Origin of the sequence: Sorangium sp. So ce295, assembly GCF_051527405.1 — a bacterium.
Classification (GTDB): domain Bacteria; phylum Myxococcota_A; class Polyangia; order Polyangiales; family Polyangiaceae; genus Sorangium; species Sorangium cellulosum_B.
Window position 1 is genome coordinate 2,147,748 of record NZ_CP150324.1, and the last position, 15,524, is coordinate 2,163,271.

Annotated in this window: 16 protein-coding genes; 11 read left to right on the forward strand and 5 right to left on the reverse strand. The window is 72.0% G+C overall.

Translation table 11 applies throughout. The features are described from left to right. Positions 1-89 precede the first annotated feature (89 nt). A complete protein-coding gene (locus tag WMF11_RS08210) occupies positions 90-971 on the reverse strand; it encodes a galactose mutarotase (protein WP_437977059.1) in 882 nt (293 codons plus the stop codon). Between the two features lie 16 nt (positions 972-987). Further along, complete coding sequence (locus WMF11_RS08215; protein ID WP_437550722.1) at positions 988-1,278, reverse strand: hypothetical protein; 291 nt, start codon at positions 1,276-1,278, stop codon at positions 988-990. A 272-nt stretch (positions 1,279-1,550) separates the two neighbouring features. On the opposite strand from WMF11_RS08215, the gene WMF11_RS08220 reads away from it, so the two are divergent. Both WMF11_RS08220 and WMF11_RS08225 read left to right on the forward strand, forming a co-directional pair. Next, a complete protein-coding gene (locus WMF11_RS08220; RefSeq protein WP_437907871.1) occupies positions 1,551-1,748 on the forward strand; it encodes a hypothetical protein in 198 nt (65 codons plus the stop codon). Continuing rightward, positions 1,741-2,421 carry a nucleotidyl transferase AbiEii/AbiGii toxin family protein gene (locus WMF11_RS08225; RefSeq protein ID WP_437907872.1) on the forward strand — a complete coding sequence of 227 codons (681 nt, stop codon included), beginning with the start codon at positions 1,741-1,743 and terminating at the stop codon, positions 2,419-2,421. The genes WMF11_RS08220 and WMF11_RS08225 overlap by 8 nt, the downstream gene beginning before the upstream one ends. A gap of 53 nt (positions 2,422-2,474) precedes the next feature. Here WMF11_RS08225 and WMF11_RS08230 read toward each other — a convergent pair whose 3' ends face one another. Next, complete coding sequence (locus tag WMF11_RS08230) at positions 2,475-2,966, reverse strand: LEA type 2 family protein (protein ID WP_437550726.1); 492 nt, start codon at positions 2,964-2,966, stop codon at positions 2,475-2,477. Between the two features lie 156 nt (positions 2,967-3,122). Between WMF11_RS08230 and WMF11_RS08235 the strand changes: the two genes are divergently transcribed. Continuing rightward, positions 3,123-4,070 (forward strand): alpha/beta fold hydrolase, encoded by a 948-nt coding sequence (locus tag WMF11_RS08235; protein ID WP_437977060.1) that lies wholly within the window; start codon positions 3,123-3,125, stop codon positions 4,068-4,070. Positions 4,071-4,091: 21 nt separating this feature from the next. On the opposite strand, the gene blaOXA is transcribed toward WMF11_RS08235, so the two are convergent. Next, complete coding sequence (gene blaOXA, locus WMF11_RS08240; RefSeq protein WP_437977061.1) at positions 4,092-5,036, reverse strand: class D beta-lactamase; 945 nt, start codon at positions 5,034-5,036, stop codon at positions 4,092-4,094. A 74-nt stretch (positions 5,037-5,110) separates the two neighbouring features. After that, complete coding sequence (locus tag WMF11_RS08245) at positions 5,111-7,060, reverse strand: MutS family DNA mismatch repair protein (RefSeq protein ID WP_437977062.1); 1,950 nt, start codon at positions 7,058-7,060, stop codon at positions 5,111-5,113. A 113-nt stretch (positions 7,061-7,173) separates the two neighbouring features. Between WMF11_RS08245 and WMF11_RS08250 the strand changes: the two genes are divergently transcribed. The 8 genes from WMF11_RS08250 (at position 7,174) to WMF11_RS08285 (ending at position 15,454) form a co-directional block, all read left to right on the forward strand. Beyond that, the gene (locus tag WMF11_RS08250) at positions 7,174-8,163 is read left to right on the forward strand and encodes a transaldolase (protein WP_437550734.1); all 990 of its coding nucleotides are present in this window, start codon (positions 7,174-7,176) and stop codon (positions 8,161-8,163) included. 299 nt (positions 8,164-8,462) lie between these two features. Continuing rightward, positions 8,463-9,266 (forward strand): class I SAM-dependent methyltransferase, encoded by an 804-nt coding sequence (locus tag WMF11_RS08255; protein WP_437907877.1) that lies wholly within the window; start codon positions 8,463-8,465, stop codon positions 9,264-9,266. Positions 9,267-9,277: 11 nt separating this feature from the next. Next, a complete protein-coding gene (locus WMF11_RS08260) occupies positions 9,278-10,126 on the forward strand; it encodes a methyltransferase domain-containing protein (protein ID WP_437977063.1) in 849 nt (282 codons plus the stop codon). After that, entirely contained in the window at positions 10,119-11,195 is a 1,077-nt protein-coding gene (locus tag WMF11_RS08265) for a polysaccharide deacetylase family protein (RefSeq protein ID WP_437977064.1), read from the forward strand. The genes WMF11_RS08260 and WMF11_RS08265 overlap by 8 nt, the downstream gene beginning before the upstream one ends. 50 nt (positions 11,196-11,245) lie before the next feature. Continuing rightward, entirely contained in the window at positions 11,246-12,265 is a 1,020-nt protein-coding gene (locus WMF11_RS08270) for a hypothetical protein (protein WP_437907880.1), read from the forward strand. Between the two features lie 251 nt (positions 12,266-12,516). Continuing rightward, on the forward strand, positions 12,517-12,843 hold the full coding sequence (locus WMF11_RS08275) for an acyl carrier protein (protein ID WP_437977065.1): 327 nt from the start codon (positions 12,517-12,519) through the stop codon (positions 12,841-12,843). Then, positions 12,840-13,784 carry an SAM-dependent methyltransferase gene (locus tag WMF11_RS08280; protein WP_437550744.1) on the forward strand — a complete coding sequence of 315 codons (945 nt, stop codon included), beginning with the start codon at positions 12,840-12,842 and terminating at the stop codon, positions 13,782-13,784. Before WMF11_RS08275 ends, WMF11_RS08280 begins: the two co-directional genes overlap by 4 nt. Beyond that, positions 13,781-15,454: an AMP-binding protein gene (locus WMF11_RS08285; RefSeq protein WP_437977066.1), complete on the forward strand. Its 1,674-nt coding sequence runs from the start codon at positions 13,781-13,783 to the stop codon at positions 15,452-15,454. Before WMF11_RS08280 ends, WMF11_RS08285 begins: the two co-directional genes overlap by 4 nt. The last annotated feature ends 70 nt before the right edge of the window (positions 15,455-15,524 follow it).

Consider the following 15,524-nt stretch of genomic DNA (forward strand, 5'->3'; position numbering starts at 1 on the left):
CGCGGCGCGGCTCCTCGGGCTCTCCAGCGCGCCCTCCAGCCCGTCGCGCGCGCGCCCTCCAGCGCGTCGCGCGCGCGGCCGTCATCGCTTCAGGCGGAGAGCTCGATCCAGAGCGCCCGAGTCTCGCGCGCCCGGAGGTGGATGAGGCGCTCTCCCGTGTTGAGGGCGTCGCCGGGGCAGGTCCAGGGCTCGAGGCAGACGAAGTCCTTGCCCTGCAAGGTCCACACGACCCAGTGGGTGAACTCGGGCGAGCCGCGGACGGCGATGCGCACCCCCGGGTCGCCCTCGATCGAGAGCGCGCTCTCGGTGGAGCCGTGGTCGAGCAGGTGGAGGTCGACCTCGGGCCGGGTCAGGTCGAAGCCGGAGAACGGGGCTTCCCGCTTCGTCGTGTTGTCGAACGCGCGCGTCGCCCGCGTCTCGATCGAGGCGCGGGCCTTGTCCGACTGGGAGACGGCGAAGTAGGGGTGAAACCCGGCGCCGAACGGCATCGGCGGCGCGCCGTCGCCGGTCTCGTTCGTGATGCGCAGATCGATGCGGAGCGCCCTGCCGCGCAGCGTGTAGGTGAACTCGGCGCGGAAATCCCAGGGGTACTGCGCGCGCGTCGCCTCGCTCGATCGGAGGACGAGGCGCGCGTACGCGCCGCCCGACTCGAGGGTGCCACGGTCGTCGAGCGACCACGGCAGGGTGCGGGCGAAGCCGTGCTGGCGCATCTGGCCCGCCGCGCCGGCGGCGGACCAGGCGTCGCCGGCGAGCTTGCCGGGCGAGGGGAAGAGCACCGGGTTGCCGCCGCGCACGTTGGCGGCGCGATCGTCGAACGTGCCGCGATCGAGGTAGAGCAGCGCGCGGCCGCCGACGGTCAGCTCGGTCAGGATGCCGCCGCGGGCCGGGGCCAGCACCGCGCGGCTCGCGGCGTCGCTGTCGGCGAGCTCGATGGTGGGAATCGCGCCTTCGACTTCCTTCACGCTGAACATGACTCCTCCGGTCTCTTCAGTTGCTTTGCAGCCACGCGAGCAGCCCGACGACCAGCGCGAGCGCCGCGATGGGCAGCGCGATCCACCCGAGGACGGTCGCCCAGCCGCGGCGGAGGGAGCGGCCGCCGCGATCCTCGCACGCGAGGCAGATCGCCCAGACGCGCGCGCCGCCCTCGGTGAGCACGCAGCAGTCGCCGCACACCGGCGCGCCGCAGCGCGCGCACGGCCCCGCCGCCTCGGCGCCGCAGCGCGTGCAGCGCGCGACGGCCCCGCCGCCGCCGTCGTGGAAGATCAGGCCGCCGGACATGGGGCTGCGCCCTCCGGCGGCGGAGGCGAGCGCGTCGATGACCGCGGGCGCGCGCGATCGGGGGGCTCCTCGTGGACGGGCACGGACGTCTCCTCCGCCGCGATTCTGCAAGCTTTGCGGGCTCGAGACAACGCTGGCGACGACAGGGCGCGCTGGGCCTTTGCCAGGACGGCGCGCCGCCTGACGCTGCGCTGCGCGCGCCTGCGTGGCGGCGCCCCGAGCGCGCCCCCTGTGAGGAGTGCACCGACCGCGGCTTCCGCTATCCTTGGGCCATGATCGTCGGCGAGGAGCTGGAGCAGCTCCGGTTGCTCCTCTGGAACAGGGAGGATCACGCAATCACGGAGGAGGAGGCGCTCGCGCTGTACGAGGCGAACCGACAATGGGTCGATCGCGCCTCGATGAGCGAGCGCGAGCGGCGCTTCTTCGACGATCTCGTCGCGCGGTACGGCCGAGGCGTATTCAATGGCTGAGCGCGACGAGCACCGGCGGATCCTCGACCTGCTCACGTCGCTGGATGCAGCCTTGCTAAGGCAGTCCGAGTGCTGGTTTGCGGGCGGGACGGCGATATCGCTCCGCTGCGACGAATTCCGCATCTCGCGTGACGTCGATTTCCTCTGTGCCTCCCGCGAGGGGTACAGACAGCTGCGGCAACGCGTCTACGAGGCCGGCGTTCGCGGGCTCTTCGTCGCCGACATGGCGGTCCGACGCGAGCTGCGCGCCGATCGCTACGGTATCCGGGTCGTGCTCGACGTGGGCGGCGCGCCGCTCAAGCTCGAGATCGTCAGCGAAGGCAGGATCGAGCTTGCTGGGGTCGAGGACCCGGCGCTGCCGGTGGCACGCCTCGCCGACGAAGATCTCGTCGCCGAGAAGCTCCTCGCCAACGAAGACCGTTTTCTCGACGATGCCGCACTGGCACGCGATGTCATCGATCTCATCTTGCTCGAGCATGTGCTCGGCGGGCTGCCGCAGGCCGCCTGGGACAAGGCGCGCGAGGCCTACGGGCCTTCGGTCGAGGACGCGTGGCGCCGCGCGCTGCGGCGGTTGTGCGATCAGCCTGCGTGGCGTGCGCGAGCGCTCGAGGCGCTGTGCGTGACGCCCGAGGCGAGGGCCGTGGTCGAGGCGAGGGTCGAACGGGAACGATGACACGCGCGAGCGGCCGAGGCGGCTCGCGCGCTTATCGCTCGCGGCAGCCCTCCTCAGCGCAGGCCGGGGAGGGGCAGGCCCGGGAGCGAGTTGCCGATCGCCGTGACGAGCTGCTCGTGCGTGATCGTCCCCGCCAGGCGGAACGGCACATCCACGTTGAGCGTCTCTCCGCCGATCGCGACGGTGCCGCTCACCTGGTACGGGATACCGCGGCTCTGCGCCGCCAGCGCCGCGATGCTCGTGAGGTCCTGCCACTTCACCGAGATCGGCGCCTCGATCCGGGTCCACTTCTTCGCGGGCAGCTCGAGCGGCGTGAGCGCGGTGACCGTGCCGACGTCGTACTTGCCGTCGAGCAGCACGCTCGCCTTCATCGAGCGCGTCGAGAGATCGATGCTGTTCGGGTTGTACGCCTGGATCTGGACCCGCAGATCGATGCCCTGAACGGTGACGGCGGTCACCGTCGCGAGCTCGGGCTTGAGCGTCGGCGGCTCGGGGCGCGAGCACGCGACAAGGGCGACGGCGGCGGCGAGGAGAGGCGATCGCACGGCGGGAGATGTGGCGCGGATCTCCATGGAGCTCAACGGAAATCGGGCGCGCCACCGGGCCTCGTCCGCGGCGCGCCGATCGATCGCTCGACGGCCCCCGCGCGCGCCAGCGCTTCCGCCCCCGCAGGAACCCTTTCGATCTGCTATGCCGGGCACATGGGCATCCTCCCGCTCGCCGAACGCCTCGCCAAGAAGGCGCTGAACAGGTCCGGGGTGCAGAGCCGCTGGGTCGACACGTCGGTCTGCCGGCTGCACCTCTACGATGCTCCGGGCACGGGCCCGCTCCCGACGGTGGTCCTGCTCCACGGCATCGGCTCCTCGGCGCTCCCGTACGCGCCGGTGTTGCAGCGACTCCGGGGGCGCGCCCGCCGCGTCATCGCCGCGGAGTCGCCGGGGCACGGGTGGAGCGCGGCGCCGGCGTCGGCGTTCACGCCGGAGTGCCTCGCCACCGCCATGCACGAGCTGCTCGACCGCGAGCTCGACGAGCCGGCGATCGTCGTCGGAAACTCCCTCGGCGGCGCGGTCGCGGTGAGCTACGCGCTGACCTCGCCGGACCGCGTGCGCGCGCTGGTGCTCGCGTCGCCGGCCGGCGCCGGCATGCAGCAGGCCGAGCTCGCCGAGCTGCTCGCCGTGTTCAACCTGCGGTCGCGGGCCGACGCCCACGCGTTCTTCGCGCGCCTCTACCACCGCGTCCCGTGGTTCACCCCGCTGATCGCCGGCGACGTCGTGCGGACGTTCTCGCGCGAGACCATCCTCTCCTTCAGGCGCTCGGCCCGGTGCGACCACGCGTTCACGCCCGAGCAGCTGGCCGCGCTCTCGATGCCGATCCTGCTGATCTGGGGCCGCTCGGACCGCCTGATGCCGAGCGCCAACCTCGAGTACTACCGGCGGCACCTCCCTCCGCACGCGGAGATCGAGGAGCCCGAGGGCATCGGGCACTGCCCGCAGGTCGACGACCCGCGCCGCTTCGCCGAGCGGATCGCCGCGTTTGCGTGGGCGGCGCGCTCGACGGCGTCGCCGGGCGCGGCGCCGTCGCCATCGAGCGCGGCGCCGTCGCCATCGAGCGCGGCGCCGTCGCCATCGAGCGCGGCGCCGGCGGCGTAGGCGCCGGGAGAGGCGCCGGCGTCAGGCGTCCTCGGGCAGCGCGCCGTGCCGCTTGAGCAGGGCGCGGGTCAGGCTGCGGCGCAGCGGCATGATGCGCTCGCCGTCGCTGCCTGCGCCGAGGAGCACGGTCGCGAAGAAGTAGGTGTCTGCCCCGCGCTCGACGTAGCCGACCAGCCAGCCGGTGCTCGATCGCTCGTCCATCTCCATCCCGGTCTTGCCGCGCAGCGTGTAGGCCGGCGTCTGCTCCAGCACGAGGAGCCGCTTCACGATGTCCACGCTCCGCGCGGAGCAGGGCAGCGCGCCGGCGTGGAGCCGCCGCAGGAAATCGATCTGCTCGTGCGGGGAGATGCGGAGCCCCCCGGTCAGCCAGAACTGGTCGATGCCCCCCGAGATGTCGCGGTTGCCGTAGCCGAGCGCGTCGAGGTGCGCCTGCATGCGCTCGGGCCCGATCCGGCGCGCGACCTCCTGGTAGAACCAGACGACCGAGTGCTTCATCGCCGACGCGAGATCGTGATCGCGGTTCCAGTCGGGCACGCGGCGCTGCACCCCGTCCCACCGCAGCGTGAAGCGCTCGTCCGGGATGACCCCGGTCTCCAGGCCGATGATCGTGTTCGGGATCTTGAAGGTCGAGGCGGGCACGTACCGCGACGCCGCGCGGTCGGGGTTCACGACGCGGGTGACGCCCCGCGCGGCGTCGAACAGGACGAACGCGCCGTCCACGCCCTCGGCGCGGAGGAGCGCCGCCCCGCCCTCGTCGATCTCGGTCCGCGCCGCGGCCGGCGCGCTCGCGGCCGGCGCGCTCGCGGCCGGCGGGGCCGCCCCGCCGCTCGCCGCCGGGGGAGCTGACGGCGGCGGCGGCGCCGTGGCGCAGGCGCTCGCTGTGATCGCGAGGACCGCGCCGGAGAGCAGGGGACGCGCCGAGGCGAGGGCGCGGCGCGAGAGGTACCCGGGGAGCGGAGAAAGCATGGCGCCCTCAACGCGGCCGGGGGCCGCGCGCATTCCCGCGCCATCGCCGCGGTCGTCACCGCCGTCGCCGCCGCTCATTCCCGCGCCGCCTCCGCGGTCGTCGCTGCCATCGCCGCCGCGGTCGCCGCCGGCGCCGTCCGCTCGCCCTCCGCGAAGTCGACGTCGATCCCGACGATCTTCATGAGCCGCAGCGCGTTCGCGCTCGTCACCACGCCGGGCTTCAGCTTGTAGTCGAAGGTCATCCTGTCCTCGACGACGAGCTCCTCGAAGTGCATGTTGCGCACCCGCCCCGCGGTCTCCTGCTCCAGCACGGAGAGCCCCATGTCGTGGGACGACACCGCGCCGATGGCCCCCCGCGCGACGAGGTGCCGCACGACCGCCCTCGCCCCGATCTGGCGCTCCCGCGCGTTCGTGCCGTGGAGGATCTCGTCGAGCAGGAACAGCACCCGCTCGCCGCCGTTCGCGCCGTCGACGACGCGCTTCAGGCGGGTCAGCTCGGCGTAGAAGTGCGAGACGCCGTGCTCGAGCGAGTCCTTGATCCGCATGCTCGTCCGCACGCGGACCGGCGAGAGCGCCAGCGACGACGCGCAGACCGGCGCGCCCGCGAGGGCGAGGGCGGCGTTCACCCCGACGGCGCGCAGCAGCGTGCTCTTGCCCGACATGTTGGACCCCGTCACGAGCAGCGCGGCGCCCGCGCCCTCCAGCGAGACGTCGTTCGTCACCCGCCGATCGCGCGGGAGGAGCGGGTGGCCGAGCCCCGACGCCGTGAAGCGCGGCTCGCCGTCCTTCACGTCGGGGTACGCGTAGTCGGGGTTCTCGTGCGCGAACGTCGCGAGGCTCGCGAGCGCCTCCATGTGCCCGAGCGTCCGCATCCACGCCTTCACGTGCCGGCCCGCGCGCAGCTTCCACCGCTCCAGCGCGAGCGCGCACCACACGTCCCAGAGCAGGAAGAGGTTGGCGGCGATGTGGACGAGCCCGCTGTGGCGCAGGTCCGAGTAGCCGACCCGGCTCTCGAGCGCCGTCATCTCCCGTGAGGCGAGCACGCCCGAGGGCCCCGCGAGCTCGGCCTTGAGCTCGCCGAGCAGCGCCGACGAGAACGCCTGCTCCTCGACGCGGGCGAGGATCGGCCGGTACCGGGCGAACGGCGCCTCGCGCGACGAGGCCGCGGCGACGATCGGCTCGACCGCGGGCCGCAGCAGGACCAGCACGAGGATCTGGGCGGCCAGCGGCAGGAGGTAGGCGTGGCGGAGCAGCCCGAGCTGCTCCGCCGGGATGAACCGCGGCGCCGCGAGCAGCGCCAGCGTCAGCGGCACGAGCACCTTCGCCGCGGTCAGGAGCGCGCTCACCGGCAGGCCGCCCGCGCGGGCCTCCGGGCCGAGCAGCGCCGGCGGCGCCTCGGCCCACGCGATGAGCGGGCCGGCCTCGCGCCCGCGCGCCCCCGCCTGCATGCCCACCACCGCGAGATCCTCCCGGAACGCCCCGAGGCCGGCGAGCTCGCGCACCGCCTCCTGCCGCGCCGCCACGGCGGTCGCCGGGGCGGGCTCCGCGAGGAAGGCCGCGAGCGTGGCCTCGCCCTCGCCCGTCTGCGCCACGTTGAGCAGCTGGAACAGCGACGCCTGCCCGAACACGTCGAGATCGCCCGCGTAATCGTGGTCCGGCGCGGCGAACCGATCGCCACGCTCCGGGAAATCGGCGAAATCGCCGGCGACCCGCCGCTTGCCGCGCACGTAGAGGCCGATGCGCTGCTCGATCTCCGTCATCCGGGTGACGAGGCGCGCGTGCGCGACGAGCAGCCCGAGGAACACCGCGGTCACCGCCCCGGCGGCGTACGTGACCCACCGCGGCACGTCGCCGAAGAGCGCGTACCCCCCGGCCACGGCCGCCGCCAGGAACGAGACCCCGCGCAGCAGCGAGAAGGTCCTCGAGCGGCGATCGAGCGCGCCGGCCTCGGCGCGCAGGACCGAGAGGCGATCTTCGTAGGCGGACAGGACGCGCTGCGCGACGGCGTTGGGGGGCGGCTCCACGGGGCCCTCTCCATAGGCCACCGCCGGCCGTGCATCCAGCCGGAGGGGGGTCCTCCCACGAAGGACACGAAAGCTTTGAAGCGTCCTGGCTGGCTGCTCGTACAATGCCGCCCATGGACCAGAACCTGCTGGAGCGCCTCAAGGCGTACACCGTCGTCGTCGCGGACACCGGCGACATCAACTCGATCGAGAAATTCCGCCCCCAGGACGCGACGACGAACCCGTCGCTCATCACGGCGGCGGCCCAGATGCCCGAGTACGCCGACATCGTGAGCGGCGCGCTCGCCTGGGGCCAGAAGGAGGCGGGCCGGGGCAAGGGGCCGGACGACGTCGTGGGCCTCGCGTTCGAGCGGCTCGCCGTCGACTTCGGCCTGCGCATCCTGAAGATCATCCCCGGCCGCGTCTCGACCGAGGTCGACGCGCGCCTCTCCTTCGACACCCAGGCGACCATCGAGAAGGGCCGGAGCATCGTGCGCCTCTACGAGGAGGCCGGCGTCTCGCGCAAGCGCGTCCTCATCAAGATCGCCTCGACGTGGGAGGGCATCCGCGCGGCGGAGGTCCTCGAGAAGGAGGGCATCCACTGCAACCTCACGCTGCTCTTCGGGCTGCACCAGGCGATCGCGTGCGCCGAGGCGGGCGTGACGCTCATCTCGCCGTTCGTCGGGCGCATCCTCGACTGGTACCTGAAGGACACCGGCCGCACGAGCTACGCGCCGGCCGAGGACCCCGGCGTCGTCTCGGTCACGAAGATCTACAACTACTACAAGAAGCACGGCTACAAGACCGAGGTGATGGGCGCGAGCTTCCGCAACATCGACGAGATCAAGGAGCTCGCCGGCTGCGACCTCCTGACGATCTCGCCGAAGCTGCTCTCGGAGCTCGCCTCCGCGCGCGGCGACCTGCCGAGGAAGCTCGACCCCGACGCGGCGCGCGCCCTGCAGATCGCGAAGATCCCGATGGATGAGGCGGCGTTCGGCGCGATGCACGCCGCCGACCGGATGGCGAGCGACAAGCTGAGCGAGGGCATCGACGGCTTCGCGAAGGCGCTCGCCTCGCTCGAGGTCCTGCTCCGCGAGCGCCTCCAGCAGGGGGCCGCCTCCTAGCGCTGACGACGCGCGACGCGCGAGCGCGGCGCGCGGCGGAGCTCCTGGGAGCGGGCCCGGGCGCCGCGCGCGCTGGGGCACCTACGCGGCGACCCCGCGCCGCGTAGGTGCGCCTGCGTTGACAGGCGCGCGCCTGCGTGCGCCTGCGTTGAGGAACGGAGGCGCGGGAAGAAGGCGGAGGGCCGGCTTGCATGTGAGCCTCCCCGTCCTCTAGGATTCGTCAAAACTGGACGAATTTCGGACAGCATTCGATCGCCCGCGCCGCGCGTGGTCGACTGCGGTTCTCCGGGAGGCTCCTCATGAGCCGCCCTTTTCGCGATGGCATCGAGGAGGCGACGTTGAAGCTCACGTCACAGGAGTACTGGGAGAACCACTGGAAGGGCTACGTCGGCACCGACGATCTGGGTGGCGGCTGCGAGATCTACGACGACGTCGCTCCGTTCCTCCCGCGCGGGGAGGGGCTGTCGTTCTTCGAGATCGGCTGCGCACCAGGCCGTATCCTTGTCGACTTCTGTGGGCGCCTGGGGTTCACGGCGTATGGCCTGGATTACGCCTGCGACCCGGAGGTCGTCGAGCAGGAGATCCGGAAGCGCGGCATCAAGGTCGGCAAGATCGAGAAGGGGGATTTCTTCAGCTGGAAGCCCCAGCAGAAGTTCGATATCGTCGCTTCCTTCGGGTTCATCGAGCACTTCGATGACGCCGGGGCGGTGATGGATCGGCACTTCGAGCTGGTGAAGCCGGGGGGCACCGTGGTGGTGGGCATGCCGAACTTCGCCGGCGGGCAGAAGGCGCTCCACTGGCTGTTCGATCGCAAGAACCTGAAGGGCCACAACACCCGCATCATGAACCTGCCGTTCCTGGAGGCCGCCGCCCGCCGCAACGGCGCCGAGATCGTCCAGGCCCGCTACACGGGCGGCCATTTCGATTTCTGGCTGGACGACGAGGCGCCGCTCGTGGCGCGGCGTGTCGTCTGGAAGGTCGTCCCGCCCCTCAAGGCGATCGCGCGCCGGGTGGTCCCCGGCGAGACGAACCCCTGGTTCTCGCCCTTCCTGTTCGCCATCTACCGGGCGCCCCTGCTGCCCGCAGGGACAGCCGACGCTTGATCCTCTCCCCGATGAGCGAACCGAGCCAGAACGTCGCCACCCCGCCGGCTGTCCGCGACGCAGACGCCGATCACCGCTTCCGCGAGAGCGCGCGGCGCCACGGCTGGGATCCCGACGATCCGTGGGTCGGGGGGTATGCCACGCTGGAGTGGCGCCGCAGCCGCCACGCCTACGACGACCTCTTCACGTCGGTCCGCGGCAAGAAGGTGCTCGAGTTCGGCTGCCACTTCGGCGGGACGTCGATCGTGCTCGCGACCCTGGGCGCCGAGGTGACCGCGCTCGACGTCGACCCCATGTACGTCGAGCTGGCGCAGCTGAACGTCGAGCGCCACGGGCTGTCGGACCGGATCCGCGTTCATCACGTCCCCGACACGACCGCGATGCCGTTCGCCGACGGGGAGTTCGAGCTCGTCTCCTGCAACAGCGTGCTCGAGTACGTCCCGCCTGAGCGCCTGCCGGCCGTCCAGCGCGAGATCGATCGGGTGCTCGGGCCGTGGGGGTTCATCGTCATCCTGGGCACGAGCAACCGCCTCTGGCCGGTCGAGTGCCACAGCCGCCGCCCCCTGATGAACTACGTGCCTCGGCTGCTGCGCCCGCTGTTCCCGGGCAGGTCGATCTACAGCGTATTTCCCTGGCAGCTCCGGCGCGGGTTCGGCGATTATGTCGACATATCGCAGCAGGATCGCGGCCGGCTGATCGTCGACCTGAAGGCCAAGATGGGGCTGTCCGGGCCGCGGCTCATGGCCCTGTCGGCGGCGAACCGGCTGCTCGGCCCGCTCGGGATGCACGTGGGCTGCGTGTCCCCGACGATCACGATGGTTCTTCAGAAGCGCGGTGAGGGAGGAGCTGGCGATGGCTGACGGGAGGACGCGGGTATACATCACCGTGGACGTGGAGTGCGCCGAGGAGCGCATCCTGGGCGATACCAAGTCTCCCGCGATGGGCTACGACCTCCGGATCTGGGGCCGCTTCGTCAACCAGCGCGAGCCCCTCGGCATCGAGCTCATCATGCGCGAGCTCGAGGCGTACGGCCAGCGCGGGACGTTCTTCGTCGAGGCCATCGGCTCGTACAGCTTCGGGATGGACGGGCTGACGAGCGTGTGCCAGGCGCTCCACAGCCGCGGCCACGACGTGCAGCTGCACGTGCACCCCGTGCAGCGGCGCGCGGACTGGCACACCCGGGGCGAGCCCCGCGTCTCCGACGACATCGCCGACTACCCGGTCGAGGAGCAGACGCGGCTCCTCCTCGAGGGGCGCGACCTGCTCGTGCGCGCGGGCGTCCCGGCGAGCGAGCTGCTCGGCTACCGCGCCGGCAACTTCGGCGCGAGCAACGACACATGGCGGGCGATGAAGCGGGCGGGGCTCGTGCTGAGCAGCAACTACAACCCCTGCTACTTCAGCAAGAACTGCAAGATGCAGTATCCGGGCGCGCGGCTCGGCCTCTTCGAGACGCCCGAGCCGGGGGTGTACGAGCTGCCGGTCACGAACTTCATCGAGCCCACGAAGCGCTTCAGGCACCTTCAGATCACGGCGGTGACCCTCGACGAGATCAAGCACTGTCTCCTCCGCTACCGCGCCCTCGGGGTGAAGGAGGTCACGCTGGTGACCCACTCGTTCGAGTTCTATTTCCTCGACTCGGCGGAGGCGCGCCGCGGCTTCCCGAACCGGCTCAACGTCGAGCGGCTCCGCGGGCTCTGCCGCTTCCTCGACGAGAACTCGAAGGACTTCGAGGTCGACACTGTGGGCGCCCTCGCGCGCCGGCTCTCGGACGCGGCGTCTTCCACGCACGGTTCCACGCACGGGGCGCGCGGCGTCGATGAGGGCGCGCCGCCCTCGCTGCAGTTCCCCCACTCCAACGCGATCCACCACGCCCGCCGCGTCGTCGAGCAGGCGTACAAGCGCGTGGCGCAGCGGTTCACGTTCGGCTGACCGGGGCGGCCAGGGGCGGCCGGGCTCCTGCGCGGTGCTAAGTAGCGCGTATGCGGCTCATCGGACAGATCCACGTTTCGCTCAAGGGCAGCATCATCCAGCGCAACCCCACCGTCTGGGAGAAGCTGAAGCGCAGCTTCGGCGCCACGGTGGATCTCGACACCGATCGCGTGCGCGTCGAGCTCGAGGCCACCGCCGTGGTCGATCAGGTGCGGGGGGCGCTCGTCCAGCTCGGGGTCACGAACGCCCTCTCGCTCGTGATCGACGACACGGTCATCTTCCAGGACACGGACGGGAAGCCGGACGATCTTCCCGACCTCGTGCTCGCGCTGTCCGAGCATTCCGCCGTGTTCGGGCGCGGGTTCAGCGAGCTCAGGTTCGCCGCCGAGCACGAGGAGGCGGGGCTGCACCTGGTCATCGAGACGCGGGCGCGCACCGAGCACGCCGACGACGAGCCGGCGGGGCTCGTCTCCATCGGCGGGCGCCTGCGGGATCTCGAGCCGCGAGCCGGCGAGTCCGCGGAGGACTACCGCCGCCGCGTCGAGCCCCTGGCGAAGGATCCGGCGCTGTTCGAGGCGGCGCGGCTGCAGTTCGAGTCCTTCGTCGGGCGGGTCGAGGGCGCCCTCAAGGCCACGATGCCGGAGGCGCGCGTGGAGCATCACCACGCCGACGCGCGCGTCGTGCACGCGCCAGCGGGCGACGGCGCGGGCGCCGAGCGGCCTCCCGTGAGCCCCACGCACCCCGGCTATGACCCGTTCGTCGTCTATTACCCACCCAGCCCGCTGGGGATGATGCTGGACGTGATGCTCATCTCCTCGTTCATGCACATGCTCACGCCGCCACACGTCCTCTTCGTGAACCCGGCGGGCACGATGCTCGGCACAGCGCAGGAGGCCGCCGAGAATCCTGACCTCTTGAGCGGCGCGGATCGCGGCGGCGACGACCTCTCGGCGGGCGACGAGGGGGATGGGGCGGATGACGGCGATCCGTGGGGTGATGACGGCGGCGGGGTCGATGACGGCGGCGGGGTCGATGACGGCGGCGGGTTCGACGGCGATTTCGGCGATTGAGCCGCTCGCGCCGGGCCGCGGCGAGGCGCCGCGGCAGGGCCTCGCGCGTCTGTCGCGCGCAGGTTCCGGCGCGCAGCACGCGAGCGCGCCCGCGACGCGCTGACCTCGCGGTCGAGCGGGCTCGTCCGGCCATGGACGACGACTGGCGATCATGGTACGTCGCGCTACGGCCGTGACCGGCGCTGGCATGAGCATCTATCGCGCCGGCGTGCTGATGGTCGCGCGCGCCGAACCCTGGACTGGAGAGCGCGATGAACAAGAGCGAGGCGGCGCTTCGGAAGCAGCCGCAGGTGGCGAGCGGTGGAGATCCGGAGATCGCCAGAGAGGTCCGTACCATCATTGCAGAGCGATGTGGGATGAGCGTCGACGCCGTGACTCCCGACCTGTCGCTCGAGAGCGGCCTCGGCGTGGATTCACTGGCGCTCATCGAGGTCAACGTCGCGCTCGAGGAGCGATTCCAGATCGTGGCGCCCGATTTCGCGGCGCCCGATCAGGCGCAGATCAGCACGGTCGGCGACGTCATCGCCTTCGTCGAGGCGCAGATCGCGGCGCGGGGCGGCCGGGGAGGGGCGCCTTGACCGCCCCGCGCACGCGCGCCGAGCGCGAGGCCGCCGTCCGGACGCCCGAGGAGCAGCGGGAGCACGAGCGGCGGGAGGTCGCCGCGCATTACCAGAACGACCCGGAGATATTCTCCATGGTCCTCGACAGCCGCCTGGCCTACGCGACGGGCATCTTCCTCGATCCCGCCGAGAGCCTAGAGACGGCGCAAGAGCGGAAGTACGACTGGGTCCGCCGCGAGCTCGACATCCACCCCGGAGAGCGCGTCCTCGACGTGGGGTGCGGCTGGGGCTCGAACCTCATCTATCTCGCCGAGCGCACCGGGGGGAGCTTCCAGGGCGTCACGCTGAGCGACAAGCAGCGGCAGGAGGCGCTCCGCCGCGCGGACCGGGCGGGCGTCGCCTCGCGGGTCCGCATCGACCTCGCTCATATCGAGGACATCGACCTCGCGCCCGAGTCGCTCGACGCCGTGCTCTTCGTGGGCAGCATCGTGCACATGCACAACCGCGAGCGGATCCACCAGAAGATCGCCGCCGCGCTGCGCCCGGGCGGCAGGCTGCTCATCTCCGACTGCTATTTCCCGGCGCGCGCCCGCGGGGACCGGGAGAGCTCTGCGACGCAGTACATCTTCGTCGAGGCGCTCGGCTATTGCCGCCTGATCTCGCTGGCCGAGGAGCTCGGGATGATCGAGCAGGCCGGCCTCGATGTCCGGCGCGTCGAGGATCTCACGAGCTCGTACGTGCACACGGTCGCCCGGTGGATCGACAACGTGCGCGCGAACCGCGCCCGGATCGACGCCCGCGCGCCCGGCTTCTCGCGGCTGCTCCAGACGTACATGACCGTGGGCCGGCTCTCCTTCGCGCGCCGCACCGCGCTCGAGTACATGATCGTGGCGACGAAGGGCGGCGGCCGCGAGCGCCTCGGCGTCGCGCCCTCGCCCGAGCCGGGGCGCGCGCCGTGAGCCGCGGGCTCGCTGCGCGGACGGTCGCGGGCCTGCTCAGGGCGCGGGCCGAGGCGACGCCGGATCGATTCGGGTTCTATCACAAGCAGCAGGGCGAGTTCGTCGGGTGGTCGTGGGCGGAGTACTGGCGCCGCGCGTGCGCGGCGGCGTCGGGCCTGCTCGCGGCGGGGGTGCGCCCGGGTGATCGCGTGCTCCTGCTCGTGACGGACGTGGAGGTGGCGGTGCCGTGCCTCTTCGGCGTCTGGGTGCTCGGCGCGGTGCCGATCCAGGTCGGGGTGCCCTACCGACTCACGGACGTGGCGGCGTTCCTCGGCGAGCTCCAGCGGACAGCCGACCGCGTCGGCGCGCGCGCGCTCGTCGTCTCGTCCGCGCTGCTCGGCTTCGCGCAGGGTGAAGAGGGGGCGGACGGCCTCCTCCAGCTCGCCGCCGAGCCGCTGCTCGACGCGCCCCTCGCGGGTTCGCTGCCCGATCCGGAGCGCGCGCCCGGGCCCGCGCTCATCCAGCTCACGAGCGGCAGCACCGGGCACCCGCGCGGCGTGGTGATCCCGCACGAGCGGCTGATGCTGCACCTCGACGCGATGAGCCAGCGGCTCCCCGTGCGCGGCGAGGGCGCGGGGGGCGTCTCGTGGCTGCCGCTCCACCACGACATGGGCCTCGTCGGCGGGCTGCTCTTCCCGCTCTTCAACGATTTCCCCGTTCACATGCTCTCGCCGCTCGAGTTCCGGACGCGGCCGTTCTCGTGGCTCGCGGAGATGTCGAGCATCCGGGGCGTCATCTCGCTCGGGCCGCCGAGCGCCTATGCCATCTGCATCGGCCTCGCCCGCCGCGCCGCCGAGGCGGGCCTCGATCTCGGCGCGTGGCGGTGCGCGATGATCGGCGCCGAGCCGATCTCCCCCGCCTTGCTCCGCCGCTTCGCCGAGGCGTTCGCGCCCTGCGGCTTCCGCGTCGAGGCGTTCTTCCCTGTTTACGGGCTGGCCGAGGCGACGGTCGCCGTGACCTTCCCCGACCTCTACGCCGAGCCGCGCGCCCTCACGGTGGATCGCGGCCTGTTGGAGCGCGAGGGCCGCGTCGAGGAGGCCGCGCCTGGCCCCCTCTCGCTGGAGCTCACCGGCGTCGGCAGGCCGATCCCGCACACGGAGATCCGGATCGTGGACGCCCAGCGCAGCCCCGTCCCGGAGCGCACGGTGGGGGAGATCGAGGTGCGCTCGGAGACGGTGATGGAGGGCTATTTCAACGAGCCCGAGGCGACCGCCGAGGCGCTCGTGGGCGGGTGGCTGCGCACGGGCGATCTCGGGTTCATCGACCGCGGGACGCTGTTCGTCACCGGCCGGAAGAAGGAGGTGATCATCAAGGGTGGTCACACGATGATCCCCGCCGTGATCGAGGAGATCGCCTCCCGGGTCGACGGGATCCGGGCCGGGTGCGTCGTCGCGGTCGGGCTGTTCGTCGAGGAGCGCCAGACCGAGTCGGTCTACGTGGTGGCCGAGACGCGCGCCGAGGCGTCCGAGCAAGCCGGCCTCGTGGAGCGCGTGCGGGAGGCGCTGCGGGCGAACGGCGTCACGGTGGACCAGGTTGTCCTGGTTCCGCCGGGCGAGCTGCCCAAGACGACGAGCGGCAAGCTGCGACGCCGGGAGGTCGCCGAGCGGCTGCGCGCGGGTGCGCTCCGCTGAAGAGCGCTCCGGCCCCTTCTCCCCATCATCCGTCACCAACGTGAGTGTGAACGTGAACGTAAACGTTCGG

Coding starts and splice junctions, on each gene's coding strand:
- WMF11_RS08255 (WP_437907877.1), top strand. CDS start 8,463: ATGAGCCGCCCTTTTCGCGATGGCATCGAGGAGGCGACGTTGAAGCTC.
- WMF11_RS08260 (WP_437977063.1), top strand. CDS start 9,278: ATGAGCGAACCGAGCCAGAACGTCGCCACCCCGCCGGCTGTCCGCGAC.
- WMF11_RS08210 (WP_437977059.1), bottom strand. CDS start 971: ATGTTCAGCGTGAAGGAAGTCGAAGGCGCGATTCCCACCATCGAGCTC.
- WMF11_RS08250 (WP_437550734.1), top strand. CDS start 7,174: ATGGACCAGAACCTGCTGGAGCGCCTCAAGGCGTACACCGTCGTCGTC.
- WMF11_RS08265 (WP_437977064.1), top strand. CDS start 10,119: ATGGCTGACGGGAGGACGCGGGTATACATCACCGTGGACGTGGAGTGC.
- WMF11_RS08275 (WP_437977065.1), top strand. CDS start 12,517: ATGAACAAGAGCGAGGCGGCGCTTCGGAAGCAGCCGCAGGTGGCGAGC.
- blaOXA (WP_437977061.1), bottom strand. CDS start 5,036: ATGCTTTCTCCGCTCCCCGGGTACCTCTCGCGCCGCGCCCTCGCCTCG.
- WMF11_RS08270 (WP_437907880.1), top strand. CDS start 11,246: ATGCGGCTCATCGGACAGATCCACGTTTCGCTCAAGGGCAGCATCATC.
- WMF11_RS08215 (WP_437550722.1), bottom strand. CDS start 1,278: ATGTCCGGCGGCCTGATCTTCCACGACGGCGGCGGCGGGGCCGTCGCG.
- WMF11_RS08220 (WP_437907871.1), top strand. CDS start 1,551: ATGATCGTCGGCGAGGAGCTGGAGCAGCTCCGGTTGCTCCTCTGGAAC.
- WMF11_RS08225 (WP_437907872.1), top strand. CDS start 1,741: ATGGCTGAGCGCGACGAGCACCGGCGGATCCTCGACCTGCTCACGTCG.
- WMF11_RS08235 (WP_437977060.1), top strand. CDS start 3,123: ATGGGCATCCTCCCGCTCGCCGAACGCCTCGCCAAGAAGGCGCTGAAC.